Annotated in this window: 28 protein-coding genes; 10 read left to right on the forward strand and 18 right to left on the reverse strand. The window is 60.7% G+C overall.

What is annotated here, in order from left to right; genetic code table 11:
• Position 1 precedes the first annotated feature (1 nt).
• The gene (locus SOP85_RS13820; RefSeq protein WP_274075385.1) at positions 2-412 is read right to left on the reverse strand and encodes a hypothetical protein; all 411 of its coding nucleotides are present in this window, start codon (positions 410-412) and stop codon (positions 2-4) included.
• A gap of 124 nt (positions 413-536) precedes the next feature.
• Between SOP85_RS13820 and earP the strand changes: the two genes are divergently transcribed.
• Together earP and SOP85_RS13830 are read left to right on the forward strand one after the other, a co-directional pair.
• Complete coding sequence (earP, locus tag SOP85_RS13825) at positions 537-1,679, forward strand: elongation factor P maturation arginine rhamnosyltransferase EarP (RefSeq protein ID WP_274075384.1); 1,143 nt, start codon at positions 537-539, stop codon at positions 1,677-1,679.
• A 48-nt stretch (positions 1,680-1,727) separates the two neighbouring features.
• Positions 1,728-2,297 carry an elongation factor P gene (locus SOP85_RS13830; protein ID WP_017125860.1) on the forward strand — a complete coding sequence of 190 codons (570 nt, stop codon included), beginning with the start codon at positions 1,728-1,730 and terminating at the stop codon, positions 2,295-2,297.
• 134 nt (positions 2,298-2,431) lie between these two features.
• Here SOP85_RS13830 and SOP85_RS13835 read toward each other — a convergent pair whose 3' ends face one another.
• The 4 genes from SOP85_RS13835 to SOP85_RS13850 all read right to left on the reverse strand — a co-directional run bounded on the left by SOP85_RS13835 (position 2,432) and on the right by SOP85_RS13850 (position 5,560).
• Positions 2,432-3,442, reverse strand: coding sequence for an alpha/beta hydrolase (locus SOP85_RS13835; protein ID WP_323627253.1), 1,011 nt, complete (start codon positions 3,440-3,442; stop codon positions 2,432-2,434).
• Between the two features lie 34 nt (positions 3,443-3,476).
• The gene (locus SOP85_RS13840) at positions 3,477-3,896 is read right to left on the reverse strand and encodes an organic hydroperoxide resistance protein (RefSeq protein ID WP_150772566.1); all 420 of its coding nucleotides are present in this window, start codon (positions 3,894-3,896) and stop codon (positions 3,477-3,479) included.
• A 177-nt stretch (positions 3,897-4,073) separates the two neighbouring features.
• The gene (locus tag SOP85_RS13845; protein WP_274075382.1) at positions 4,074-4,535 is read right to left on the reverse strand and encodes a MarR family winged helix-turn-helix transcriptional regulator; all 462 of its coding nucleotides are present in this window, start codon (positions 4,533-4,535) and stop codon (positions 4,074-4,076) included.
• A gap of 68 nt (positions 4,536-4,603) precedes the next feature.
• Positions 4,604-5,560 carry a LysR family transcriptional regulator gene (locus SOP85_RS13850; protein ID WP_274075381.1) on the reverse strand — a complete coding sequence of 319 codons (957 nt, stop codon included), beginning with the start codon at positions 5,558-5,560 and terminating at the stop codon, positions 4,604-4,606.
• Between the two features lie 126 nt (positions 5,561-5,686).
• Between SOP85_RS13850 and SOP85_RS13855 the strand changes: the two genes are divergently transcribed.
• A complete protein-coding gene (locus tag SOP85_RS13855) occupies positions 5,687-6,421 on the forward strand; it encodes a sulfite exporter TauE/SafE family protein (protein WP_274075520.1) in 735 nt (244 codons plus the stop codon).
• On the opposite strand, the gene SOP85_RS13860 is transcribed toward SOP85_RS13855, so the two are convergent.
• Complete coding sequence (locus tag SOP85_RS13860) at positions 6,411-7,265, reverse strand: LysR substrate-binding domain-containing protein (RefSeq protein WP_274075380.1); 855 nt, start codon at positions 7,263-7,265, stop codon at positions 6,411-6,413. The two genes, SOP85_RS13855 and SOP85_RS13860, sit on opposite strands and share 11 nt — an antisense overlap.
• A gap of 95 nt (positions 7,266-7,360) precedes the next feature.
• Here SOP85_RS13860 and SOP85_RS13865 point away from each other — a divergent pair, with 95 nt between their 5' ends.
• From SOP85_RS13865 to SOP85_RS13875, 3 genes are all read left to right on the forward strand, one after another.
• Positions 7,361-7,582: a DUF1127 domain-containing protein gene (locus tag SOP85_RS13865; protein WP_274075379.1), complete on the forward strand. Its 222-nt coding sequence runs from the start codon at positions 7,361-7,363 to the stop codon at positions 7,580-7,582.
• 161 nt (positions 7,583-7,743) lie between these two features.
• A complete protein-coding gene (locus SOP85_RS13870) occupies positions 7,744-7,983 on the forward strand; it encodes a DUF1127 domain-containing protein (protein WP_408597690.1) in 240 nt (79 codons plus the stop codon).
• A gap of 67 nt (positions 7,984-8,050) precedes the next feature.
• Positions 8,051-9,277, forward strand: a complete 1,227-nt coding sequence (locus SOP85_RS13875; RefSeq protein WP_323627254.1) for a winged helix-turn-helix domain-containing protein — start codon at positions 8,051-8,053, stop codon at positions 9,275-9,277.
• Between the two features lie 112 nt (positions 9,278-9,389).
• Here the strand turns inward: SOP85_RS13875 and SOP85_RS13880 are convergent, their stop codons facing one another.
• Positions 9,390-10,736 (reverse strand): class II 3-deoxy-7-phosphoheptulonate synthase, encoded by a 1,347-nt coding sequence (locus SOP85_RS13880; protein WP_323627255.1) that lies wholly within the window; start codon positions 10,734-10,736, stop codon positions 9,390-9,392.
• A gap of 159 nt (positions 10,737-10,895) precedes the next feature.
• Between SOP85_RS13880 and SOP85_RS13885 the strand changes: the two genes are divergently transcribed.
• Positions 10,896-11,651, forward strand: coding sequence for a spermidine synthase (locus SOP85_RS13885; RefSeq protein ID WP_323627256.1), 756 nt, complete (start codon positions 10,896-10,898; stop codon positions 11,649-11,651).
• An 88-nt stretch (positions 11,652-11,739) separates the two neighbouring features.
• Here SOP85_RS13885 and SOP85_RS13890 read toward each other — a convergent pair whose 3' ends face one another.
• Positions 11,740-12,531 (reverse strand): crotonase/enoyl-CoA hydratase family protein, encoded by a 792-nt coding sequence (locus tag SOP85_RS13890; protein WP_323609171.1) that lies wholly within the window; start codon positions 12,529-12,531, stop codon positions 11,740-11,742.
• 423 nt (positions 12,532-12,954) lie between these two features.
• Here SOP85_RS13890 and SOP85_RS13895 point away from each other — a divergent pair, with 423 nt between their 5' ends.
• Positions 12,955-14,628 carry a DEAD/DEAH box helicase gene (locus tag SOP85_RS13895; protein ID WP_007973525.1) on the forward strand — a complete coding sequence of 558 codons (1,674 nt, stop codon included), beginning with the start codon at positions 12,955-12,957 and terminating at the stop codon, positions 14,626-14,628.
• 78 nt (positions 14,629-14,706) lie between these two features.
• Here SOP85_RS13895 and SOP85_RS13900 read toward each other — a convergent pair whose 3' ends face one another.
• The 8 genes from SOP85_RS13900 to minC form a co-directional block, all read right to left on the reverse strand.
• On the reverse strand, positions 14,707-16,863 hold the full coding sequence (locus tag SOP85_RS13900) for a mechanosensitive ion channel family protein (protein WP_323627257.1): 2,157 nt from the start codon (positions 16,861-16,863) through the stop codon (positions 14,707-14,709).
• 77 nt (positions 16,864-16,940) lie between these two features.
• Positions 16,941-17,117: a hypothetical protein gene (locus SOP85_RS13905; RefSeq protein ID WP_274075372.1), complete on the reverse strand. Its 177-nt coding sequence runs from the start codon at positions 17,115-17,117 to the stop codon at positions 16,941-16,943.
• Between the two features lie 148 nt (positions 17,118-17,265).
• The gene (locus SOP85_RS13910) at positions 17,266-18,555 is read right to left on the reverse strand and encodes a M18 family aminopeptidase (protein ID WP_046817960.1); all 1,290 of its coding nucleotides are present in this window, start codon (positions 18,553-18,555) and stop codon (positions 17,266-17,268) included.
• A gap of 87 nt (positions 18,556-18,642) precedes the next feature.
• Positions 18,643-19,734 (reverse strand): hypothetical protein, encoded by a 1,092-nt coding sequence (locus SOP85_RS13915; RefSeq protein WP_323627258.1) that lies wholly within the window; start codon positions 19,732-19,734, stop codon positions 18,643-18,645.
• Between the two features lie 139 nt (positions 19,735-19,873).
• Entirely contained in the window at positions 19,874-20,509 is a 636-nt protein-coding gene (locus SOP85_RS13920; RefSeq protein WP_020800410.1) for an RluA family pseudouridine synthase, read from the reverse strand.
• Between the two features lie 89 nt (positions 20,510-20,598).
• Positions 20,599-20,853: a cell division topological specificity factor MinE gene (minE, locus tag SOP85_RS13925; protein ID WP_007974947.1), complete on the reverse strand. Its 255-nt coding sequence runs from the start codon at positions 20,851-20,853 to the stop codon at positions 20,599-20,601.
• A 3-nt stretch (positions 20,854-20,856) separates the two neighbouring features.
• Positions 20,857-21,669, reverse strand: a complete 813-nt coding sequence (minD, locus tag SOP85_RS13930; protein WP_008056976.1) for a septum site-determining protein MinD — start codon at positions 21,667-21,669, stop codon at positions 20,857-20,859.
• 200 nt (positions 21,670-21,869) lie between these two features.
• Positions 21,870-22,607 carry a septum site-determining protein MinC gene (minC, locus tag SOP85_RS13935; protein WP_274075369.1) on the reverse strand — a complete coding sequence of 246 codons (738 nt, stop codon included), beginning with the start codon at positions 22,605-22,607 and terminating at the stop codon, positions 21,870-21,872.
• Between the two features lie 118 nt (positions 22,608-22,725).
• Here minC and SOP85_RS13940 point away from each other — a divergent pair, with 118 nt between their 5' ends.
• Positions 22,726-23,658 carry a lipid A biosynthesis lauroyl acyltransferase gene (locus SOP85_RS13940; RefSeq protein WP_274075368.1) on the forward strand — a complete coding sequence of 311 codons (933 nt, stop codon included), beginning with the start codon at positions 22,726-22,728 and terminating at the stop codon, positions 23,656-23,658.
• Positions 23,659-23,693: 35 nt separating this feature from the next.
• Entirely contained in the window at positions 23,694-24,848 is a 1,155-nt protein-coding gene (locus SOP85_RS13945) for a patatin-like phospholipase family protein (protein WP_274075367.1), read from the forward strand.
• Between the two features lie 91 nt (positions 24,849-24,939).
• Here SOP85_RS13945 and SOP85_RS13950 read toward each other — a convergent pair whose 3' ends face one another.
• Positions 24,940-25,725, reverse strand: a complete 786-nt coding sequence (locus SOP85_RS13950; RefSeq protein ID WP_046817966.1) for an outer membrane protein OmpK — start codon at positions 25,723-25,725, stop codon at positions 24,940-24,942.
• Positions 25,722-26,099, reverse strand: coding sequence for a hypothetical protein (locus tag SOP85_RS13955; RefSeq protein WP_274075365.1), 378 nt, complete (start codon positions 26,097-26,099; stop codon positions 25,722-25,724). The genes SOP85_RS13950 and SOP85_RS13955 overlap by 4 nt, the downstream gene beginning before the upstream one ends.
• Between the last annotated feature and the right edge of the window lies 1 nt (position 26,100).

Genomic DNA, 26,100 nt, shown 5'->3' on the forward strand with positions numbered 1-26,100 from the left:
ATCAATCGCAGAATTGCAGGACGTTGGCGCGGCTTTTTTCGCTGGGTGCCGTCTGGTCCTGTTGCAACCAGAACTGGCATTTGGGGTTCGCCAGGTTGCGGTTGCTGGCGCGTGCCTGGTCGAGTCGTTGCGCCTGCTCGTTCCTGCGCAGGTTTTCTTCATACTGCTCGAACAATGGGCTCTGTGCCGGGATATCCGGCACCGGTCGAGTCACCACCGGCGGTTTGGCCAGTTGCTCCACCGCGGCTGCGACCGGTGCCAGTTGTTCGCTGAAAAACAGCCGGGACACCAGCCAGACGGTCAACACAATGGCGATAAAGCCTAGCCACATGCCAAGGGCGATACTGCCGGTCAGTTGCAGGGCATTGAGTTGAATCGAAAAGGATCGGCGCGGAGTAGGGCGGTAGGGCATGGTTGCCTCCTGGCGAAGGGTCGCGGGCGAGTGAGGATTGTCGCACGAAGATTAATCGTCGTCGGCTCTTCTGCGCGGGCTGATTTATGCGGACAATCGCTGCCTTTGCCAACGGGAGCCTGGAATGCCTGATATGAAAACCCGCTGGGATATTTTTTGCACCGTGGTCGACAACTATGGCGACATCGGCGTGACCTGGCGGCTGTCGCGGCAACTGGTGGCCGAACATGGGCTGGCGGTGCGTTTGTGGGTGGACGACCTGCGTGCCTTCGAGCGCTTGTGCCCGGAAATCGACATTCACGCAGGCCAACAATGGCAGGAAGGTGTCGAAGTGTGCCAATGGTCGGCGGACTGGCAACCGGTCGAGGCGGCCGATGTGGTGATCGCCGCGTTTGCTTGCCAGTTGCCCGGCGCCTACATGGACGCCATGGCCCAGCGGGAAAAAACACCGCTGTGGATGAACCTCGACTACTTGAGCGCCGAGGACTGGGTGATCGGCTGCCACGGCTTGCCGTCGGTCAAATACAAACACGTACAGAAGCACTTTTTCTTCCCGGGGTTCCACAAAGATACGGGTGGCCTGCTGCGTGAAAGCGGATTGCTCGAACGGCGTCGACAGTTTCAGCAGAGTGCCGAGGCTCAGCGGGCCTTCCTGCAAGACCTGGGGGTCGACCGCTCACCGGGTGCGCTACTGATTTCGCTGTTTGCCTATGAAAATGCAGGCTTGGCCAGTTGGCTGGACACATTGGCCAGCGATTCGACGCCCACTCATCTGCTGGTGCCGCAAGGGCGCATCCTGGGGGATGTCGAGCGTTGGCTGAATGTGCAGGACCTGCAGGTCGGGTCGCTGCATGTGCGCGATGCCTTGACCGTGCAGGTACTGCCGTTCGTCCGACAGGACCAGTACGACCCGTTGCTCTGGTGCTGTGATTTCAACGCCGTACGCGGCGAAGATTCCTTTGTCCGCGCGCAATGGGCAGGGCGGCCAATGCTGTGGCACATCTATCAGCAGGAGGAAGATGTCCATCTGGACAAGCTCGAAGCCTTCCTCGCGCTATACGTCAAGGACCTGCCGCCTGCGGCCGGCGAGGCGATCAGCGGTCTCTGGCGGGCCTGGAATGCCGGTGAGACAATGACCGACCACTGGCAATCGACCCGCAAACACTGGCCACAGCTGCAAAAACACGCCGAGACCTGGTGTCTGGAACAGGCCTTGCAGACCGATCTTGCCGCGGCGCTGGTACAGTTTTATGTAAATTGGATATGATACGCGGCCTAGATTTTTGTAAATCCCATCCAAATTCGGATATTCGCAATGAAAACTGGTAAAGAACTCAAACCCGGTACCGTGATCCGTATCGACAACGATCCTTGGCTGGTTCAGAAAGCTGAATTCACCAAGTCGGGCCGTAACAGCGCGATCATGAAGACCAAGCTGAAAAACCTGCTGACCGGTTACAAGACCGAGACCGTCTACAGCGCCGACGACAAGCTGGACGACGTGATCCTTGACCGCAAAGAAGCGACCCTGTCCTTCATCAGCGGCGACAGCTACACGTTCATGGACACCACCGACTACACCATGTACGAACTGAACGCTGAAGACATCGAAGCCGTTCTGCCTTTCGTTGAAGAAGGCATGACCGATGTTTGCGAAGCCGTGTTCTTCGAAGATCGTCTGGTTTCCGTAGAGCTGCCGACCACCATCGTGCGTCAGGTTGACTACACCGAAGGTTCCGCTCGCGGCGACACTTCCGGCAAGGTGATGAAGCCTGCCAAACTGAAGAACGGTACCGAGCTGTCGGTTGCTGACTTCATCGAAATCGGCGACATGATCGAGATCGATACCCGCGAAGGCGGTTCCTACAAAGGCCGTGCCAAATAAGCACTGCTTGAGGAATGAAAAAGCCCGACCATTGAGTCGGGCTTTTTTGTGCCTGTTTGTAGGAGCCGGCTTGCCGGCGAAGGCGTATTCGAGATCGCTTTCGCCGGCAAGCCGGGCTCCTACAGTAAAGCGTGTTATTTCAGATGTTGCTTGAGCTCTTCAGAGGCCTGCAACATCGCCGATCGCACCGCCGGCACCTGGCTCACCACGTTGAGCAAACCGTAGTCGTGGATCATGCCGTTGTAGCGAACCGATGTCACCGCCACGCCAGCCTCGTCGAGTTTGCGGGCGTAGGCTTCACCTTCGTCGCGCAACACGTCGGCACCGGCGGTCTGCACCAATGCTGGCGGCAACCCTTTCAACTGGGCAGTGGTTGCGCGCAGAGGTGAGGCGTAGATTTCGTTACGCTGGTTGGCGTCGGTGGTGTAGTTATCCCAGAACCACTTCATCGCATTTTTGGTGAGGAAGTGCCCTTCGGCATACTGGTTGTAGGAAGCGGTTTCGAAGTTGGCATCCGTGACCGGCCACAGCAACACCTGGAACTTGATTGCCGGAGTGCCCTTGTCCTTGGCCATCAGCGCAACCACCGCCGCCATGTTGCCGCCGACACTGTTGCCGGCTACTGCCAGGCGCTTGCCATCGACGTTGATCTCCTTGCCGTGCTCGGACACCCATTTCGTCGCGGCGTAAGCCTGGTTGATCGCCACCGGGTAATGGGCTTCCGGAGATGGCGTGTAGTTCACGAACACGGCCGCGGCCCCCGAACCCGTCACCAGATCACGCACCAGCCGCTCGTGGGTCGGGAAATCCCCCAGCACCCAGCCACCGCCGTGGAAGAACATGAACACGGGCAGCTCACCCTTGACCCCGGCCGGCCTGACGATGGTCAGGTTCAGCGGTTGGCCGTCGACTTGAATGGTCTTCTGGCTGACATCGGCTTTTGGCAGCGTCAGTTTCACCCCGGCCTGTGCACCCGTCAGCACGGCGCGGGCGTCTTTCGGGCTGAGTTGTTCAAGCGGCTTGCCGGTACCTGCATTCAGCACATCGAGGAATGCCTGGGTGTTGCGTTCAACGTCGCCGGCGAATGCACTGTGCACGGACAGGGCGAGAAGGGTACCGGTCAAGACTTTGCTGAAAGCGTTCATGTTCGTTTCCTGTTCGGGCCTGGGTGATCAGCGGTTAGACGGTGACGTGCAGACGTACTTCGACGTTGCCGCGGGTGGCGTTGGAGTACGGGCAGACCTGGTGGGCCGCATCGACCAGGGTTTGTGCGTCGGCTTGTTCAAGCCCTGGCAGGCTGATGTGCAGGTCGATGTCCAGGCCGAAACCGCCAGGGATCTGGCCGATGCCGACGTGGGCGGTGATCGAGGCGTCGTCGGGGATCTTGCGTTTGGTCTGGCTGGCGACGAATTTCAGTGCGCCGATGAAGCAGGCGGAGTAGCCGGCGGCGAACAGTTGCTCCGGGTTGGTCGCCGCGCCGCCAGCACCGCCGAGTTCTTTCGGGGTGGCGAGTTTGACGTCGAGAATGTTGTCGCTGGAGATCGCACGACCGTCACGGCCACCGGTGGAGGTTGCGATTGCGGTGTAGAGAGTTTGCATGGTGAAAGCCTCGTTCGGGTTTGGTTGATTGCGCTAAATGTTTGCGCGCTAAGTAAGTGCGAAATAAATGTATCGCGCTAATGTTTAGTGCGCAAGATAAATTTTGAAAAAATGCAGATCAGCTGAATTTTCAACACAAGCGCAGAACAAACTGTGGGACGTTCGGTGGTTTGAAAGTCAGAGGTTTTCTTGCAGGTGACGACGCAGTTCCTGCAGTTCCGCTTGAAGCTTTTGCAGTCGCTCCAGGGTCATCCCACTGGCGCCGAGGATGCACTGGGGAATGCCCCGGGCCTTGTCGCGCAAGGCGCGGCCCTGTTCGGTGAGTTCGACGATCACCACGCGCTCGTCCTCACGGCTGCGGGTGCGGCTGAGCACGCCTTCGGCTTCCAGGCGCTTGAGCAGCGGGGTCAGCGAGCCGGGATCGGTCAATAGGCGCGCGCTGATTTCACCTACGGTCAAGCCGTCCTGTTCCCACAGCACCATCATCGCCAGGTATTGCGGATAAGTCAGGCCCAACGCCTGCAGCAAGGGTTTGTAGACCTTGGTCAGCATCAGCGAAGTGGAATGCAGGGCGAAGCAGGCCTGATTGTCCAGCAGCAAGTCGTCGCAGTTATCCGGGGTGTCGCGCTTGGTGGTCATTTGGAAGCCTTGATCAGTGATCCTGATAAAACTAGCGGTCAAATCTTTAACGCGCCAGCAATTTTCGACTAATGCCGGCCCAGGTTGGTTTGCAACGCCAGGTCCCAGGGCGGAATGGGGCTGAAGCGGGTTTTCAGGTATTCCAGCAACAGGCGGCTGCGAGAGTTAGGCTGCTGCTGCAGTCGCAAGGCGTAGATCCCGGAGCTTTCCGGTTTCGGCAGGCCGTTTTCGCAGAATAACGGCAGCAGTTCGCCACGCAACAGGTATTCGCTGACGAGCCAGGTCGGCAGGTGGGCGATGCCCAGGCCGGCCAGTGCGCTGTAGATCAGCGCTTCGGCATTGTTGGCGCTCATGCGCACGCGCGACGGCCGATGCAGTTGCATCTGGCCATCCCGTTCGAAGCGCCAGGCGAAGGGCGGGGCCAGGCCGGCCCAGTCGAGGCCGTCATGTTCGACCAGCTGCGCCGGATCTTTCGGCACGCCGCGGCGCTGCAAGTAGTCGGGGCTGGCGCAGGCGACACGCACCATGCTCGCCAGCGGCGTGGCCACCAACCGCGTATCGGCCAATTGCCCGGCGCGCAACACCAGGTCGACCTTGCCCAGGTTCAAGCCCTGCATGTCGACAAAACTGTCGATCAGCTGCAATTGCACGTCGAGGCCGGGATAAAGCAGCAGGAAATCGGCAATCACCGGTGCCAGATGTCGCCGCCCGAACGCAGCCGGTGCGTCGATACGAATCAGGCCTTCCGGAGCACTGCTCAGGGACACCGCTTCGGCCCGGGCCAGGCGCAGTTCGGCGACTATCCGCCGTGCCCGTTCGGCAAACGCCAGCCCCGCCGGCGTCGCGCGCACCGCGTGGGTACTGCGAATGAACAACTGGCTGCCGACGGCGCTTTCCAGGCTGTCGATGCGCCGCGCCACTGCCGAGGGCGTCAGGGGATGACGGCGGGACGCTGCGGAAAAGCTGCCGGTTTCCAGCACATCCAGAAACAGGCCCAGTTGTTCGGTCAGTTGATTGGGATTCATGTTTGGCTCGATGCTTGTGCAAGTTTGGCATAGCCATTGTGCGTTGCTGTGCGTTTCCCCGCTAGAACCAGTTGCGTAGGATGAATCGCCTGACGTGTGGAGAAATGCGCTGTGATTGAATTTGTGTTGTATCTGGTATTCGGCGCGGCCCTGGGAACCCTCGGCGGCCTGTTTGGCATTGGCGGGGGATTGATCGCGATTCCGTTGCTGGGCGTGTTGTGCGGTCTCGATCAGCAGATTGCCCAAGGGACGGCGCTGGTGATGGTGGTGCCGAACGTGATGCTGGCACTGTGGCGCTACCATCAACGCAACAAGATCGAGTTGCGCTACGCGCTGCCGCTGGCTTCGATGGGGTTCTGCTTCGCCTGGCTCGGATCGATCTGGGCAGTAGGGGTCGATGCGCAAACCATGCGTATCGGATTTGTCGCATTCCTGGTCGCACTTTGCGCCTACAACCTCGCGCGGATGTTCATGGCCAGCACGCCGCCTTCGGCGCAGATGAACCATTCATGGCCCTGGCTGGGCGTACTCGGTGCGGCATCCGGCACCATGGGCGGGTTGTTTGGCGTGGGCGGGGCCGTGGTGGCGACACCGGTGTTGACCAGTGTGTTCGGCACCACCCAGGTGGTTGCCCAGGGCCTGTCCCTGGCACTGGCGCTACCGAGCACCGGCGTCACCCTGGTTACCTATGGGGTGCATCACCAGGTGAACTGGATGATTGGTGTGCCACTGGCGATCGGTGGGTTGATGAGCATCAGTTGGGGCGTGAAGATCGCCCACAGCCTGCCGGAGCGCCTGCTGCGCGCCTTGTTTTGCGGCTTTCTGCTGTTATGTGCGGTCATGCTTGTTTTTAAAGCTTGAAACCTTCGACGATGTGCTCGGCCAGGCACTCGGTGATCGGTGACGGATTATGCAGGTTGCGCACCAGCATGATGCTGGCCTCGGGCAGCACCGGCAGATCCTCGGCTTCACCGAGGATGCGCATGTCCGCGGTGATCAGGCTTTCCAGTTGCGCGGTGACCGCCAGGCCGGCGCTGACCACCGCCATGATCGCCGACAGGCTGTCGCTGTTATACGCCACGCGATAATCGCGCCCTTGGGCATCGAGGGCGTTGCAGGCCCACATCCGGCAGAAGCAATCACTGTTGAACATCGCCAGGGGCAAGGGCGTCTGCTCGTGGGCGCTGTAGCACTGCGCCTCAGCCCAGACAAAACGTTCCTTGCGCAACAACTGGCCGATTTCGCTGCCCGGCTCGCGAGTGACGATGGACAAGTCCAGGTCCTGGCGCATCAGCAGTTGTTTTGATGATTCACAATGCACTTCGATCTGCACCAGCGGGTAGGACTGGGCAAACTGGCGCAATATCCCTGGCAGAAAACGCATCACGTAGTCGTCCGGGGTGCCGATGCGCACCGTGCCGACCATGTGTGGCTCACGCAGGGTGTTGAACACCTCGCTGTGCAGCTTGAGGATTCGCCGCGCATAACCCAGCAACACCTGGCCTTCGGCTGTGAGCCGCACCTGGCGTCCGTCGCGCTGGAACAACTGGCGCTGCAGCACATCTTCTTCCAGCCGCTTCATCTGCATGCTGACAGCTGACTGGGTGCGATGGACCAATTCACCGGCGCGGGTGAAACCACCCTGGTCGGCGATGGCGACAAAGGTGCGCAGCACTTCGGTATCGATACTCGGGTAGGCCGACATGCATCAATCTCCGAGATGGTTACCATCAGAAACATTCGTTGGATTGATCTTAGTCCCGGGCAGAGACTTGAGCCATCCAAACGGAGGGCAACAAGATGAAAGGTCAACATGAAATCCATGGCGCTGAAAAACATTCGGTTCACCTGATTTCCGATCTGTTGCACAAGGTCGGCCGCTGGTACGAGCTGCACCGTGAGCGCGAAATGCTGGCGAGCATGAGTGATGAAGCGTTGAAGGACATCGGCTTGAGTCGTGCCGACGTCGCTCACGAAGCAGAACTGCACTTCTGGCAAGACCCGATGGGCAATGGAAAGTAGGCTCGACACCCCATGAAATGTCCCGACACTACCCCGTCATCCCGGCAAAGGCCCGGGCTGACGGGGTTGTCGCGAGCCCGAAACAGATGGTCATAGAGCTTTGCTGGAGCCTGTTTTTACACTGGCCGAAGATCCTCTCCCCAACATCGAGGAGTGGTGTCATGGAACGACGAAGCATTGAAGGAATACGCGCGAGGCATGGCGTGCGAACTGCACTCCACAGACTTCGAGAGCCAGTCTGGGCAGCGATCACACGACTGCAGCGCTGGCGCCAACTGAGCAGGGATCGCAGCGAGCTGGCGCAATTGAGCGATGACTGCCTGCGCGATATTGGCTTGAGTCGAGCCGATGTCCGCCGGGAGGCGACTCGCCCGTTCTGGGATGATCCACTCAAGCGATGAGACGTGGCCATTGGCGTTTTCCCCGCCTGCCGCTAAGGTGGGGAGAGCCTTGCCGATGAGCCTTCAGATGCCTGCTTCCCTGTCTTTTTCCTTGAAACAAGCCAGACGCCTGGCGCTGTCCGCCCAGGGTTTTGCCGGGCGCCAGTCGCCAGCGTCGGTCAAGCCTGCCGCGATCAACCGCTTGATCGAGCGCCTGGGCATTTTGCAGATCGACTCGGTCAATGCACTGGTGCGCTCGCACTACCTGCCACTGTTTTCCCGGCTTGGGCATTATTCAGCCGACTTGCTCGACCGGGCGGCCTGGAGCCAGGGGCGACACCGTACCTTGTTCGAGTACTGGGGGCATGAAGCGTCCCTGCTGCCCTTGTCGCTGTACCCGCTGATGCGCTGGCGCATGGGGCGGGCCAGCCGTGGCGAAGACATTTATCAACAACTGGCGCGTTTCGGTCGCGAACAGCAGGACACCGTGCGCCGGGTGCTGGCCTGCGTTGAAGAGCGCGGTGCGTTGGGTGCCGGCAGCCTGTCGACCCGCCAGGAACGGGCAGGGCCCTGGTGGGACTGGAGCGCGGAAAAGCATGCGCTGGAATGGTTGTTCGCCGCCGGCGAGGTGACAGTGGCGGGCAGGCGTGGCTTCGAACGGCTTTATGACCTGCCGGAGCGGGTCATTCCTTCGCAGGTTCTGGCACAGCCGTTGCTCAATGAAGCCGAGGCCCAGCGCGGTTTGCTGCTGCATGCCGCGACAGCTTTGGGCGTGGGTACCGAGAAGGACTTGCGCGACTACTTCCGTCTGAATCCTGCCGACAGTCGTCCGCGTCTGGCGGAGTTGGTCGAGGCGCGCGAGTTGCTCATCTGCGAAGTCCTGGGCTGGAAGCAACCGGCCTATTGCCTGCCCGGGCCCAAGGTGCCGCGCAAGGTCGAGGCCAGCGCGTTGCTGTCACCTTTTGATTCGCTGATCTGGGAGCGCAGCCGTACCGAGCGCCTGTTCGATTTTCGCTACCGGCTGGAGATCTACACGCCGCCGGACAAGCGGGTCTATGGCTATTACGTGCTGCCGTTTCTTCACAATGAGCGGATTGCCGCGCGGGTCGATCTGCGTGCCGAGCGGGCTGCCGGGCGATTGGCGGTGCATGCCGTGCATGAGGAGGAGGCGGGGCTGGATGATGAGGGAATGTTGGCGTTGGCCGTGAATCTGCGACGGATGGCGGATTGGTTGGGGCTGGAGCGGGTGCAGTTGAGTTGCCCTAGGGCGAGCGCGTACAGATTGCGGGTGGCATTGGCACAGATAGAGGGATGAATGATCTGGCCCAATCGCCAGCAGGCTGGCTCCCACATTGGACCTGTGTCGTACACAAAACCCATGTGGGAGCCAGCCTGCTGGCGATAGCGGTACATCAGGTGATCAAAAACTACCGCCGAACTTGCTTCAAAGTTTCAGCAATCAAAAACGCCAGCTCCAGCGACTGATCGGCATTCATCCGCGGGTCGCAATGGGTGTGGTAGCGATCCGACAAACCGTCCTCGGTGATCGGCCGCGCACCACCGATGCACTCGGTGACGTTCTGCCCGGTCATCTCGATGTGGATGCCGCCGGCGTAACTGCCTTCGGCTTCGTGGACCTGGAAGAACTGCTTCACTTCGCCAAGGATCTGCGCGAAGTCGCGGGTCTTGTAGCCGCTGCTGGCCTTGATGGTGTTGCCGTGCATCGGGTCGGAACTCCACAGCACCTGTCGGCCTTCACGCTGCACGGCGCGGATCAGCTGTGGCAAATGATCGCCGACCTTGTTCGCGCCCATCCGTGCGATCAGGTTCAGGCGACCGGGATCGTTGTCGGGGTTGAGCACGTCGATCAGGCGGATCAGGTCTTCGGGGTTCATGCTCGGGCCGACCTTGACCCCGATCGGATTGTTCACCCCGCGCAGGAATTCGACATGCGCGCCGTCGAGCTGGCGGGTGCGGTCGCCGATCCACAGCATGTGCGCCGAACAGTCGTAATAGTCGTTGGTCAGGCTGTCGCGACGAACGAAGGCTTCCTCATAATTGAGCAGCAACGCTTCGTGGGCGGTGAAGAAACTGGTTTCGCGCAGTTGCGGCGAGCTGTCCATGCCACAGGCGCGCATGAACGCCAGGGTTTCATCGATGCGGTCGGCCAGGTGGCTGTACTTTTCCGCCAGGGCCGAGTTGGCAATGAAATCGAGGTTCCACTTGTGTACCTGGTGCAGGTCGGCAAACCCGCCCTGGGCGAAAGCGCGCAGCAGGTTCAGGGTGGCGGTGGACTGGTGGTAGGACTGCAGCAGACGTTCCGGGTCCGGCACGCGGCTCTTTTCATCGAAACCGATGCCGTTGACGATATCGCCACGGTAGGCCGGCAGTGTCACGCCGTCGATGGTCTCGTCATTGGCCGAACGAGGCTTGGCGAACTGTCCGGCCATGCGCCCGACCTTGACCACCGGGCAACCGGCCGCGAACGTCATGACAATGGCCATTTGCAGCAGCACCTTGAAGGTGTCGCGGATCTTCGCGGCGGAAAACTCGGCGAAACTTTCGGCGCAGTCGCCGCCCTGCAGCAAGAACGCGCGCCCCTGGGTCACTTCGGCAAACTGACGGCGCAATTCCCGGGCTTCCCCGGCAAACACCAGCGGCGGGTAGCTGGCCAGGGTCTGCTCGACGTGCTGCAGATGCACCGCGTCGGGGTATTGGGGTTGTTGCTGGATCGGCAGGGCGCGCCAGCTGTCAGGGCTCCAGGGTTGGCTCATCATGATCTCTAGTGTTTTCCGCTCGGACGTCCATGTTATCAGCAATTAGTGCGTGACCTGTTCCCGTCGCTTCGCCGACAATCGCGCCTTTGCCGCTTCCGCTGCGGTTTATCGCGTTGCTGTTTGCCCAAGAAGGCCCGGTGACGATCAGGAGACGAAATGACTGAGGAGCGCGTCGAGCATCTGCTCGCCGAGGTGCAGGACGAATTTGGCGTGATCCGCGTGCTGGAAGTGGCCGATTACCGTTTTCTCGAATTCGGTGATGCCATCGAGCAAAGTTGCGTGTTCACCGCTGATCCGAGCTGGCTCGAGTACGACTATACCCGGGCGATGCTGATTGGCGCGCTGTGCCATGAACAGCCGGAAAGCGCGCTGTTCCTGGGGCTCGGTGCCGGCACGCTGACCCAGGCCTGCCTCAAGTTCCTGCCGCTGGAAGATGTCGAAGCCATCGAGCTGCGCCCGGATGTGCCGCGCCTGGCGATCGAATACCTGGGGCTGGACGATGATCCGCGCCTGTATATCCGCGTGGGCGATGCCCTGGAGCTGCTCGACACCGCTGAACCTGCCGACCTGATTTTCGTCGACCTGTATACCGACGTCGGTCCGGGTGTCGGGCACCTGGCCTGGTCGTTCCTGGAAAACTGCCAGAAACGCCTGAATCCGGGAGGCTGGCTGGTGATCAACCAATGGGCCACCGACGATGGCAAGCCACTGGGCGCTGCGTTGCTGCGCGGGCTTTATCACCGACATTACTGGGAGCTGCCGGTGAAGGAGGGCAACGTGATCCTGATCGTGCCATCGGAACTGGATCAGGTGCTGGACATGGAGGCCCTGACCGCGCGGGCCGAAGCGCTGGCGCCGCGGTTGGGGTATTCGTTGCAGTCGTTGATCAAGGCGATTCGCCCGGCGACATGAAGATCACCTGTAGGAGCTGCCGCAGGCTGCGATCTTTTGATTTTAAAGATCAAAAGATCGCAGCCTGCGGCAGCTCCTACACGGATTTTCAGCAACCTTTGAAAATGCCGGGGCGCCGCTCAACCAGCGATCGCACACCTTCCTGCGCATCCTCGCTGGTCAGCAACTTCTTCACCAGCGTCGGCAGCCCTCGCGCCGCGGCGGTCTCGCCCTCGTAGCGGGCCTGCCGGGCAGACAGCAACGTTGCCTGGACTCCCAGCGGCGCCTGCCGGGCAATGCGCTCGGCCAGTTCAATTGCCCGCGGCAGCAAATCCTCGCTGGCCATGACTTCCTGCACCAACCCCAGGTGCAGCGCATCATGGGCATCGAACTCGTCGCCCGTGAGCATCCAGCGCATGGCGTTGCCCCAGCCAGCCACCTGATGCAGGCGCAACGTGGCCCCGCCGAAGGGGAAGATGCCGCGCTGCACTTCCATCTGCGCGAAGCGGGTGTTGCTGGCACACAAGTTGATATCGGCGGCCAGCATCAACTCGATGCCGATGGTCAGGCAGTAGCCTTGGGCGGCGACGATCACCGGTTTGTTGACCCTGGGCCCGGCGAAAACTCCCCACGGGTCGCAGCCGCCGGGCGGGGCTTGCCAGCCTTCGGTCAGCGCCGCGCTGGCACTGACCAGGTCCAGGCCGGCGGTAAAATGTTCGCCATGACCGAAGACCACGGCCACCCGTGCTTCGCTGTCGGCTTCGAACTCGCCGTAGGCCAGGCTCAGCTCGTTGAGCAGGTCGAGATCGAAGGCGTTGCGCTTGGCGACCCGGTCCAGTCCGATCATCAGGACATGACCGCGCTTTTCACGGCTCACGCGGCTGGTATTGAGCTCTTTCATGCGGCATTTCCTCGAGCGGGAGATGGGCGCGCAGACCCGGGGTTTGTGGCGGGTGGGTGAACCGTTTTAGCGTCATCGCCCGCAGGGCAGGGCCTTTGAAAAGTAGACGCTCGTGCGATTATCCGCAAAGCCTGTGACAGAACGCCGTATATGGGAGTTTTGCGATAAAAAAAGCTCCCTTTTTCGGCAAATTCCGGTATAGTGCGCGCCGGCCTTTAGCCGGGCCGCGTTTAGGTGGCGCAATTCCCCGAAGTCATATTCGGTTGCACGTTCGCCCAGCGAACTCTTCCTGAACGATTCTTTTTCATTCATTCGTTTTCGCAAATCCCCGCCGACAAAGCTGCCAGGGCGACTCTTGAGTCTCAACACGGCATGCGCAGCTTTGGAGCATGGGTCTTTGCGGATGCACTTAGAGGCAGACCCATGACCCAGGAAATCGGCGGCTTCGCCGCTCTTGAACTTCACCCTAATATTGTCGCTGCAGTAGTCGCTACCGGCTATGAAGAGCCTTCGGCCATTCAGCAGCAGTCGATCCCGATCATTCTCGCCGGTCACGATATGATTGGCCAGGCGCAAACCGGTACCGGTAAAACCGCTGCCTTTGCCCTGCCTATCCTGCACCGCATTGATCCGTCCAAGCGCGAGCCGCAAGCTCTGATCCTGGCCCCAACTCGTGAGTTGGCGCTACAAGTTGCAACCGCTTTCGAAACCTACGCCAAGCAAATGCCGGGCGTAACTGTTGTGGCTGTCTACGGCGGCGCGCCGATGGGCCCACAATTGAAAGCAATCCGTAATGGCGCACAGATCGTTGTCGCCACTCCGGGCCGTCTGTGCGACCACCTGCGTCGCGACGAAAAAGTACTGGCGACCGTGAACCACCTGGTTCTCGACGAAGCCGACGAAATGCTCAAGCTGGGCTTCATGGACGACCTGGAAGTTATCTTCAAGGCCATGCCGGAAACCCGTCAGACCGTATTGTTCTCGGCCACCTTGCCGCAATCGATCCGTGCCATCGCTGAGCGCCACCTGCGCGATCCGAAGCACGTGAAGATCCAGAGCAAGACCCAGACCGTTACCGCGATCGAGCAGGCTCACCTGCTGGTTCACGCTGACCAGAAGACTTCTGCCGTTCTCAGCTTGCTGGAAGTGGAAGACTTCGACGCCCTGATCATGTTCGTGCGCACCAAGCAAGCGACCCTGGACCTGGCCAGTGCCCTGGAAGCCAAAGGCTACAAAGCCGCTGCGCTGAACGGTGACATTGCCCAGAACCAGCGTGAGCGCGTGATCGACTCCCTCAAGGATGGCCGTCTGGACATCGTTGTGGCGACCGACGTTGCTGCTCGTGGCCTGGACGTTCCGCGCATCACTCACGTGTTCAACGTTGACATGCCGTACGATCCGGAATCCTACGTTCACCGTATCGGCCGTACCGGCCGTGCTGGTCGCGAAGGTCGTGCGCTGCTGCTGGTGACTCCACGTGAGCGCCGCATGCTGCAAGTGATCGAGCGTGTAACCGGTCAGAAGGTTGCTGAAGTTCGCCTGCCGGACGCTCAAGCCGTTCTGGATGCGCGCATCAAGAAGCTGACCAACAGCCTGTCGCCGCTGGTGGCTGAAGCCGAATCGACCCACGGTGATCTGCTCGATCGCCTGACCGCCGACATCGGTTGCAGCCCGCGTGCCTTGGCCGCAGCCCTGCTGCGCAAGGCTACCAACGGTCAAGCGCTGAACCTGGCCGCTATCGAGAAAGAACGTCCACTGGTGCCGAACAACGCACCGCGTGGCGATCGTCCAGAGCGTTCCGGTGATCGTCCAGAGCGTGGTGACCGCGAGCGTCGCGCTCCGATGCCGCTGGGCGAAGGCCGTGCTCGTTGCCGTACCGCGCTGGGTGCGCGTGATGGTATCGCTGCCAAGAACCTGCTGGGCGCCATCCTCAACGAAGGTGGTCTGGCCCGTGAAGCCATCGGTCGCATCCAGGTGCGTGACAGCTTCAGCCTCGTCGAGCTGCCGGAAGATGGTCTGGAGAAGTTGCTGACCAAGCTGAAGGACACTCGCGTTGCCGGCAAGCAGTTGAAGCTGCGTCGCTACCGCGAAGATTGATCCGCCCTCGGGCTGATTGATCGAACATAAAAAATCCCCGACTGGTTCGGGGATTTTTTTTGGCCTGCGTTTAACTGTTTAACCCTTTTCTTCACCGCCGCCCGCCGTCACCACATGGATGCTCATGCGCGGTGTGGCCAGGTCCAGCCCGGCTTCATCCAGATGTCGTTTGAGCGACAGGTTGAATGCCCGTGAAACTTCCCACTGCTTGATCGGGGCGGTCTTGAACCGGGCCCGCAGGATCGCATTGCCGGACTCGAAACTTTCCACACCCTGAAATTCCAGGGGCGACCAGATATTGCGCCGCTGCAGCGGGTCGGTGCGCATTTTCTGGCCGACGTCGCGCATCAGCTTGATCGCGTTGTCGATGTCCATGTTGGCAGGCACCGCGACCCGGAAGATCGCGTAGCCGAATTCCCGGGAGTAGTTCTTGATGCTCTTGATTTCGCTGAACGGAATGGTGTGGACGATGCCGTCGATGTCCCGCAGGCGCACGGTACGAATGGTCAGGCCCTCGACGGTACCCAGGTGGCCGCCGACGTCCACGTAATCGTCGATGGCCAGGGAATCTTCGATGATGATGAACAGCCCGGTGATCAGGTCGGCCACCAGCGATTGCGCGCCAAAGCCGATGGCCAGGCCGATCACACCGGCACCGGCCAGCAGTGGCGTGACGTTCATGCCCATGTTCGCCAGGGCGACGATCAGCGCGACGATGAAGATCGCCACGAACAGCACGTTGCGGATCAGCGGCATCATGGTCTGTGCGCGGGCGTTGGCCAGGCCTTTGCGCGAGCGCGTGAGGGCGTGATGCACGGCGGTGTCGCTGAGGATCCAGATCAGCCAGGCAAAGATCAGCGTGCCGACCAGGCTGAACAGTTTGACGCTGACCTCATGGCCTTCGCCTTCGGTGAAGCTGATCAGCGACATGCCCCAGACCCGCAGGCCCAGCTCGATGAATGCCAGCCAGACCAGCAGATGGGCCAGGGTATAGAAGAAGTTTTTCAGGCGTTCCGAATACAGGGCGTGACGCTTGGCCCCGCGTTGCGGCTTGAGGGCGTGACGGCGTACCAGGCCATTGATGACCATGCACAACACCAGCAACACGGTGCAGATCAGCGACTGGCGCAGGGCGGTGCTGGTGTCGCCGGCCGAGACGAAGGTGGCGAACAGGGAAATCCCCACCAGCACCAGCGCCGGGACATACCAGAAGGTGCCGAGAATATCGATGGTGTCGCTGAGGGCACGGCGGGTCAGGCGCCGGGACAGCGGCTGGTTGCGGATCAAGTGGGCAATCGGGCGGCGGAACCGCAGGATGAACAACCCCGTGGACAATGCGGCCAATACATTGGCCACCGTCGCCGCGGTATGTGCCAGGTGCACGCCAAGGCTTTCCACCAGGCGCGGGTCGTTCAGGGCTTCACCGAAAGCGGCGAAACTGCCGATCAGCCACAGCGGCCGGAAGGCCTGGTGCCGCAGGATGTACAGGGCGCGGTGACGGTGCGGGCCGTCGAGCAGGGAAAAGGCAATCACGCAGATCGCCGAGAAACAGGTGCCGACCACTAGCGCATACGCCAGCACCATGGCCAGGCTTTTACCGAGTGACGAGGGTAGGGCGTAGCTCATGTAGACGGTGATGACCAGCGCGATTAGCCACGGCCCCAGCTTGCGCAGGGCGAAACGCAGCATGTCCAGGGCCCTGGGGTGTTGCGGCAGTTCTTCGGTCAGGCCAAAGCGCATGCGCACTCGATGACTGACCCAGATCAGCGCCGCCGCCAGCAGGCTCCAGACCATCAGGATCATGGCAAAGGCGAAGATGATCGGCAGCCACTCGTTGGCCGGCAGTATCAGCGCGGTCAATTCATCCTTGGCCAGGTCGAACTCGCTGGACCAGCGATTGAGCGGGCTGTCGACGCCGGAAAACTGCTTTTCGAAGCTGGCCAGGGTTCCACCAATCAGGCCCAGTACGCCTTCCTCGGCGACCGGCTGGGCTTTTTTTGTGGCGTCGCGCAGCTTCTTCAGATCCGCCAGCAGCTTGCTGCGCTGCTGATCGTTCTCCAGCGACTTGATGACTTCATCCAGGGATTGCCCGAGGGGTTCCTGCGCCTCGGGTTGGGTTTTTGCCGGGCTGCCAAGCAGGCTCGGCAGCCCGGCGGCCTGGGCAGGCGCTGACGGCATCAGCGTCATCAGGCAGATAAGGAAAAGGCACGGCAGGGCGAATAGACGAGCGAACACTAGGCGGTCAACCTCGAAATGGGCAGATCGACCGAGTGTACGAGCCCGTCTGGACCAATGCGAGCCGGGGTGGGGATTTATTCGTTGAGTTTGGCGAGGATCTTGAAGATCACCGTGGCGAGGATCAGCAGCATGCCGAGCCACATGGCGAGCACGCCTGCGTTCTTGTCGCGAAAGTTGAAACCGACTGCCAGCATGATCATCCCGATGAGAATGGGGATGAGCATGCCGTGGAACGAGGACATCGTGATCATGGCGACTGCCTTGTCAAAAGGGATAATTAAAGTCTAGGTGGATTTCCTGCGACCCGTGTAGGAGCTGCCGCAGGCTCGGGCCGCGTTCGGACGATCTTTTGATTTTCAAAGTCAAAAGATCGCAGCCTGCGGCAGCTCCTACAGGAACCTACGGCAATTCGCGGCAGGCGTAGAACGCGCTCAGCACCTTGACCAGATGCGCCAGGTCATGGCTGCCGCACAGTTCGCGGATCGAATGCATGGCGAAGGTCGGCAGGCCGATGTCCACGGTACGCACGCCCAGGTGGCTGGCGGTGATCGGGCCGATGGTCGAGCCGCAACCCATGTCGCTGCGCACCACGAAGCTCTGTACCGGCACTTCTTCGGCCATGCACAGGTGACGGAAGAACCCGGCGGTTTCGCTGTTGGTGGCGTAGCGCTGGTTGCTGTTGACCTTGATCACGGGGCCGGCGTTGAGTTTCGGGCCGTGATTGGCATCGTGCTTGTCGGCGTAGTTGGGGTGCACGCCGTGGGCGTTGTCGGCCGAGACCAGCAGGGATTTCTGGATGGTGCGCACGAATTCGTCGCCTTCGGGCAGCAGGCGCCGCAACGTCTGCTCCAGCATCGGGCCGTCGGCGCCACAGGCCGAGCACGAGCCGACTTCTTCATGGTCATTGCAGACCAGCACGCAGGTTTCGTCGGTATCGGTGGTCAGCAGTGCTTGCAGGCCGGCATAACAGGACAGCAGGTTGTCCAGGCGCGCACCGGCAATGAAATCACCATGCAGGCCGATGACCGCCGCGCTTTGGGTGTCGTAGAAGCTCAGTTCGTAATCCAGCACGACGTCGGCGTTCAGGCCGTGTTCGCGGGCCAGTTGGTCGGTGAGCACGGCGCGGAAATCCACGCGCTCGTCACCGGCGAATTGCGCCAGTACCGGTGGCAGCTCGGTCTGGGCATTGATCGCCCAGCCCATGTTGGCTTCACGATTGAGGTGAATGGCCAGGTTGGGGATGATCGCGATCGGCGCCTTGAAGTCGATCAACTGGCTCTCGACCTTGCCGTCACGACGGAAGGTGACGCGGCCGGCCAGGGACAGGTCGCGGTCGAACCAGGGGGCCAGCAGGGCGCCGCCATAGACTTCGACGCCCAATTGCCAGAAACCCTGGCGTTGCAGTTCCGGCTGGGGCTTGACCCGCAGGCACGGGCTGTCGGTGTGGGCGCCGACCAGGCGAATGCCACCGTGCAGCGGCGAGTGCCGGCCCATCTTGATCGCGACGATCGACGAGTCGTTGCGGGTGACGTAGTAGCGACCATTGGCCTCGGTGTTCCATGGCTCGCGTTCGTCCAGGCGTTGGAAACCCGCCGCTTCCAGGCGCTGAACAAGGCTGGCGGTGGCGTGGAACGGGGTAGGGGAGGCCTTGAGGAAATCGATCAGGCCTTGGTTCAACTCTTCGCGCATAAGTAGCTCCAGACAGCAATGGCGCCAGTTTAACGTATTGGCCCGATGCATTGGACAAGAGCTTTCAGCACCGAGCCCGCCAAGCCGTCAATGATTCATCCGCTCGCGCAGGTAGGCAATGATGGTTTGTTCGTCCGAAGACTTGGTCGGCCGGGGCAGGTGTTTCGGCCAGCGACCCTTTTCCGTGCCGAAGAACCTTTTCTGTTGGTCTTCTTCCCAGCGCAGGATTTCCCGAGAGGCGGACTCCCACCACTCATGGCGGCACACTTCGTAATACGGATGATCAGGTGCCGCGCTGCCATACAGCAGGTCGCGACCGACCTTTTTCACGCTCTTGTGCTTGTTGCGCAGTTGCCACTTGATGCGCAGGCGGTTCCAGGGTGAGGGCACGGGTTTGCAGCGCGGGACCTCAGTGCATAAGGCCGGGAGCTCTAGGCGGAACTGCTCGCCATGACGGCTGAAAAAATGCTTCTGCATGGCGTGGAAGAAGCGTTTTTCAGCGAAGTAGTGATAAACGAATTTCTTCGCCTCCTGAACGGGCTGGTTGCGCATCGCGAACGACAGGGCGATCTGCTCGATGGTATGGATGTCGAACGAGCCCTGGGTCCATTCATCGATCAGGCGGATCGATTTTTCCAGCAGGGGCGTATCGCCGTCGGTGACACCGCACAGCCCGCTGTTGTAAAGCTTGAAACTATTGTCGGAGGAGATGCCATGAGCTTGCAGGCAACGCCCGAGTTTGACGTAGTCGGGGCGTTCGCAGACGTAGCTCCAGTCGTATTCGAAACGGTCCATGACATAGCGCCCGGGCCCGATCCGTTCGAAGACGCGATGGGGCGATTCGAGGAACAGCGTGTCGGTGTCGACGAACAGGGTCTTCTGTGCAAGCTTCAGCCCTTGGGCGATAGCACAGCCCTTGCGCCGGTGGTGATAGCCGTTTTCGCCCTGCCATTGGGCCAGGGTCTGCTCGTCCAGGGCGATGGTGTCGACCGGCCAGCCGGCATAATCCTCGGGACGATCGGTCATGACCCTGATGCACAGCGACTCACCCCGTTTGAGCTGTGCCAGGGCGGTGAGCATGCTGAACTTGGCTTCGCGCCGGTAGACATCCTGGTTGCCATAGATGAGGTAGAGCAACTGGTGCGGTGTTTTTTCCAGGGGGGTCAGCGCTTCGCGCATAAGTAGCTCCAGGCAACAGAGACGCAAGTTTACCGTATTGGCTCGCGGCATTGCTTCACCCCTTTTTATAACGGGGTATGTGACAACAAATGAAAACGCCCTTCAATCGAAGGGCGTTTTCAGGCGAGGCTTGGGGTTGTCAAAAAGGCGCAGGGCACTCGAAGCGCAGTCGCTCACCGCTTTGTGGGTGAGTGAAGCTGAGCATACTGGCATGCAGGCACAGTCGTGGCCAGGCGGCCAGGGCTTGCTCATGGGCGTAGAGTCCGTCGCCCAGCAGCGGGTGACCGATCGACAGCATGTGCACGCGCAATTGGTGCGAGCGTCCGGTGATCGGTGTGAGTTCGACGCGGCACCAATCGCCACAGCGTTCCAGCACACGCCAGAAGGTCAGGGCGTGTTTGCCGAATTCATGGTCCACCACGTGGCGTGGCTTGGTCGGTGGGTCGTAGCGCAGCGGCAGGTCGATGCTGCCACTGTCGAGCTCCGGCTGACCCCAGCACAAGGCGGTGTAGGCCTTTTCCGTTTCGCGGTCGTGAAATTGTCGAGACAGTTCACGGTGCGTGTCGGGATCGCGGGCCAGCAGGATAATGCCGGACGTTTCCCAATCCAGGCGATGGACGATTCGCGCTTCCGGGTAGCCGTTTTCCTGCAGGCGGGTAATCAGGCAGTCCTTGTTGTCGTCGGCCCGACCGGGCACCGAGAGCAACAGGGTGGGTTTGTTGACCACCAGGACAGCGGCGTCCTCATGGATGATGTGGATATTGGACAGCGGCATCAAACAGCCTCGTAACAAACGCCAACGGCGGTTCAGGCCCAACAGGATACCTGATGGGCCTGAACCGCCGTGGCTCCAGCCGGATCGACTCAGCGATCTGGCAGGGTGATATTGAGTTCCAGAATCGAGCAGCTGCCCTGGCTTTCCAGTGCGACATGCACATCATCGGACCCGATATTGACGTACTTGCGAATCACCTCCACCAGTTCCTTCTGCAAGGCCGGCAGGTAGTCCGGGGTGCTGCGTTGGCCGCGTTCGTGCGCCACGATGATCTGTAGACGCTCTTTCGCTACCGACGCGGTGCTTTGCTTTTTGTTGGCACGAAAGAAGTCAAAAAGGTTCATTGTTTAATTGCCTCCAAACAGGCGCTCGAAGAATCCCTTCTTCTGTACATCGAGGAAACGATGTTCCACGGTTTTGCCCAGCAGGCGGTCCACGGTGTCGCTGTAGGCCTGGCCGGCATCGCTCTGGTCGTCGAGAATCACTGGAACGCCCTGGTTGGATGCCTTGAGCACCGCCTGGGATTCAGGGATCACGCCGAGCAGGGCCACCGAGAGGATTTCCTTGACGTCTTCGACGCCGAGCATTTCACCCTTGCTCACGCGCTCTGGATGGTAACGGGTAATCAGCAGGTGTTCCTTGATCGGGTCTTCGCCGCGTTCGGCACGACGCGACTTGCTGGCCAGCAGGCCGAGCATGCGGTCGGAGTCACGCACCGAAGATACTTCCGGGTTGGTCACGACGATCGCTTCGTCAGCGAAGTACATGGCCAGGTGGGCGCCTTTTTCGATGCCCGCCGGGGAGTCGCAGACCACGAACTCGAAGTCTTCCTTGAGTTGCATCAGGACTTTTTCCACGCCTTCGACGGTCAGCGCGTCTTTGTCGCGGGTCTGGCTGGCTGCCAGCACGTAGAGGTTTTCCAGGCGTTTGTCTTTGATCAGGGCCTGTTGCAGGTTGGCTTCGCCGTTGACCACGTTGACGAAGTCATACACCACGCGGCGCTCGCAACCCATGATCAGGTCGAGGTTACGCAAACCGACGTCGAAGTCGACGATGACTGTTTTGTGACCGCGCAGAGCGAGGCCGGTACCGATAGCGGCGCTGGTGGTGGTCTTACCCACACCACCCTTGCCGGATGTAACCACGAGAATCTTGGCCAAGGTGTTTCACCCCTAAGGAAAAAGGACTTTTAGCCCCTGAAAAACATCTCTTGAAAAACTACAGCAGTTGGACAGCCTTGGCTGGAATGGGCCGCAAATGGCGTTTACCCCCGGTAAACACTGTTTGTAGCCGTTTTCCTACTTCGTTTGAGCCGTTTTCGCTACGTTTTAGAGATGCTTGGAAAATGCGGCAGTATCCGTTAAAGCCGAATGATGTTCAACACGTCGCCTGACAGGCTGACCTGCACGCCCGAACCCCACAACGGGTCGCGGCGCAGATCTTCGGAAACCTTGTAATGACCGGCGATGGAGATCAGTTCAGCGCTCATTTGCTGGCAGAAAATCCGTGCCTTGGTGTCGCCTTTGACGCCGGCCAGCACACGACCGCGCATCGGGCCGTATACATGGATGTTCCCATCGGCGAGAAGTTCCGCCCCCGGGCTGACCGAGGAGATCACCACCAGGTCGCTGCCCTGGGCATAGATCTGCTGGCCACCACGTACTGGCGAAGTGATGATTTTCGTCGGCTTGATGCTCGGTTCCGCGGGTTTTTCCGGCTTTTTCGCCACGACGCCTTCGTTCAGGTCCAGCGCCCGTTCACGGGCTCCGGATGGCGGCAGCACCGGCAGGTCGACCGCGATGGCGGCCGCGATGTCTTCGATGCGGCTGGCGCGGATCGCCAGGGTACGCAGGCCATGCTGGCGGCAAACGCGCATCAGGCCGGGCAGATCGACGGCGCCGCCGTTGGCCGGGAGCTTGTCCAGGGCCAGTACCAACGGCGCGTTGCTGAAGAAGTTCGGCGCCTGGGCAACCTTGGCGGCCAGTTGCCGATCGAGGCCCTCAAGGTCATTGCGGGCCAGTTCCAGCACGGTAATGGCGAGCATGCTGCCCTTCAGCTGGAACACGGGATCTTGGTCTAGCGGTTCGGTTTGGCTCATGTTCGGCATACAACGACTTGTCACTAAAAGTGCCCAGACTTATAACGAGAACGCCGGCGAGCCGCAAGCCGGGTCGAACGATGTAGAATGCGCGGCCATCGTCTTTTCGGAACCTTTAATGGATCGCCCGCGTTTTCGAACAACCTTTCTGATGCCGCGTTTCTGGCCGCTCTGGTGCGGCCTGGGGCTGTTATGGCTGATTGTCCAGCTGCCGTACCCTGCATTGCTGTGGATCGGCCGGGTCCTGGGCGCCCTGATGTATCGGGCAGCGGCCGACCGGCGGCGCATTGCCAAGCGCAATCTCGAGCTGTGCTTCCCGGAAAAATCCGCGGCCGAGCGCAAGCGTCTGCTCAAGGAAAACTTCGCTTCCACCGGTATCGCCTTCTTTGAAATGGCGATGAGCTGGTGGTGGTCGCGTGAGCGGCTGGCGAAACTGGCCCATATCGAAGGCCTGGAGCACCTGAAGAATGCCCAGCGTGACGGCAAGGGCGTGATCCTGATGGCCGTGCACTTCACCACGCTGGAAATCGGTGCCGCGCTGCTCGGCCAGCAGCACACCATCGACGGCATGTACCGCGAACACAAGAACCCGCTGTTCGACTATGTGCAGCGTCGCGGTCGCGAGCGGCACAATCTCGATTCCCTGGCGGTGGAGCGCGAGGACGTGCGCGGCATGCTCAAGTTGCTGCGTGCCGGCCGGGCGATCTGGTACGCACCGGACCAGGATTATGGCGCCAAGCAAAGCATTTTCGTGCCGTTGTTCGGCATCCAGGCCGCCACCGTCACCGCCACCAGCAAGTTCGCGCGACTCGGCAAGGCGCTGGTGGTGCCGTTCACCCAGGAACGCCTGGCGGACGGCAGTGGTTATCGCCTGGTGATTCACCCGCCGCTCGAAGGCTTCCCAGGTGAAACCGAGGAAGCGGACTGCCTGCGCATCAACCAGTGGATCGAAGGCGTCTTGCGTGACTGCCCGGAGCAATACCTCTGGGCCCATCGCCGTTTCAAGAGCCGGCCGCCCGGTGAACCGAAGTTGTACGCAAAACGCGGCTGAACGGCCGCTCCCGACCTGCACCATGGAGCGTTGCGATGAGTCCTGCTGAACCGGTCACAGGCTTGATTCTTTCCGGCGGCGGGGCTCGGGCGGCGTATCAGGTGGGTGTGCTGGCGGCGATTGCCGAGTTGCTGCCCTTGGGCGCGGACAATCCTTTTCCGGTGATTGTCGGCACCTCCGCCGGGGCTATCAATGCGGTCAGCCTGGCCAGCGGGGCGATGGATTTTCGCGCGGCCATCGAGCGCCTGACGGCATTCTGGCAGGGGTTTCGCAGTCACCAGGTGTTGCGCAGCGACTGGCCGGGCGTGATCAGCCAGGCCACTCGGTTCGTCAGTCACAGTTTGTTGGGCCTTGGCGCGCAGGTGCCGGTGGCGTTGCTCGACAGCTCGCCGTTGCGCGGGTTGCTCGACGACAAATTACCGATGAACGGTATCGCCGAAGCCATTGCCCAAAAACAGTTGCACGCGGTTGCCGTCACGGCCTTCGGCTATGAGTCCGGCCAGGCCGTCACGTTCTACCAGGGCGGCGGCACCATCGACGCCTGGTTGCGCCATCGCCGCATCGGCATTCCCACCCAATTGTCCGTCGACCATTTGCTCGCCAGTTCGGCCATTCCGCTGCTGTTCGCTCCGGTGAAAATCGGCGAGGAGTATTTCGGCGACGGCGCGGTACGCCAATCGGCTCCCATCAGCCCGGCGTTGCACCTGGGCGCCAGTCGAGTGCTGGTGGTGGGGGTCAGTGGCAACCCGCGGGGCATCGATCCCGAGCAACCGCTGCAGCGCGCCTGGTCCGGGCAACAACCGACCCTGGCGCAGATCGGCGGGCACATGCTCAACAGTACCTTCATCGACAGCCTGGAAAGCGACATCGAGTTGCTGCGGCGTTTGAATCAGTTCAGCCACCTCCTGCCCGACGGCACTCCCACCCGTGCGCTTGGCGTGGCACCGGTAGAGGTGTTGGTGATTTCACCGAGTCAACCGATCGATGAAATTGCCGCGCGCCATCGCCAGGAATTGCCGGCGGCGCTGCGCCTGTTCCTGCGCGGGCCGGGGGCGACCAAAACCAGTGGGGCAGGGGTGTTGAGTTATCTGCTGTTCGAGGCGGGGTATTGCAGCGAATTGATTGATCTGGGGCGGCGGGATGCGTTGGCCAAGCGCGATGAACTTTGCCGGTTTATGGGGTTGGCGTGATAACGCAAAAGATCGCAGCCTGCGGCAGCTCCTACATTGGAATGCGTTTCCCTGTAGGAGCTGGCGGAGCCTGCGATCTTTTGATTTTAAATCAGAAGTGCACCTTGACCAGGAAGCTGGTCACGCTCTGATCCGTCTTGAAACCCTGGCTGTCTTCGATACCGTACTTGTTTTTCCAGTAGTCATACTCGACACCGACGTACAACTGCTTGGCGCCCAGGTTCAGCGCCTTGCCCAGGTCGTATTTGACCTGTGGGTTGAAGTGCAGGTTGGCGTGGTATTCGCCTTTGTCGTTCACGTCGTTGTCGACGACCCAGTCCATGAAGCCGTCGATCAGCACGTCCGAGTCGCCCACCGGGATGGTGTAGGACCATGCCGGAGTGATCTGCCAGACATCGTCACCCGGGCGGTCGCCTTCGGTGTGACGGTTGTAGAAGTTCAGCTGGAAGTAGTCGAAGCCGGGGATGGCCAGGTCGAAACCCGGGCCGATCAGGTACGACTCGGTGTCGTCTTCGCCGAACTCATAGGTCATGGCCAGCAGCACGTCCTTGATCGGGCCGAATTCCAGCTTCTGGTCGAAGATCTTGTTGAACGACAGGCGCGGGCTGAATTCGCCGTAGTGGGTGTTCTCACCCGCGAAAGAGTCTTCCTTGCCGTTGTAGAAAATCTTGTCGATGAAGAAGAAGTTGTCGCCGTATTTCCAGCCGTCGGCGTGCTCGAAGGTCACGGTCTGCTGGATGCGCGGGTTGACTTGGAAGTCCTTGCCATACAGATAGGTCAGGCTGTTGTTCTGCCACTGCAGCAAGTCGCCGGCCATGGCCTGACCCCCCGCCAGCAATGATCCCGCCAGCATCAGGCTAGTGCACGTACGTTTCATTCGGTTGCTCCCAAAAAGTAGTGGTTCCGCGTTATTTTTTTAAGGTCGACGCTCTGGTGTGGCGCCTTTTTCTGTAGCTGCAAAAAATCATCCACTCGGTCAGCTTTAGTGCTGTTAGCAAGAGCTGCGCCAAGGCTTTCAGAAAACCAAAAAACTCCCGCTCGGCTGCTCAAAAACAGTCGATTGAGAGTGGTTTGGGGATGCCTTGGTACCGTCCAGGGCCGGGATAAGTTGGCTTTCTGGTCAGGAATTAAATCCGGGCTTTTTTTTAAAGCGGATTCAGGCGGCCGCGGAGAATACTGACTCCTCGGCCAGGTCTCAAGTGCCCCGCAACGGCGCACCGACGACAGGTGTGGGGCACGGTTGCGGGTCATC

The organism is Pseudomonas sp. YuFO20 (assembly GCF_035064975.1).
GTDB classification, from domain to species: Bacteria; Pseudomonadota; Gammaproteobacteria; order Pseudomonadales; family Pseudomonadaceae; genus Aquipseudomonas; species Aquipseudomonas putida_AE.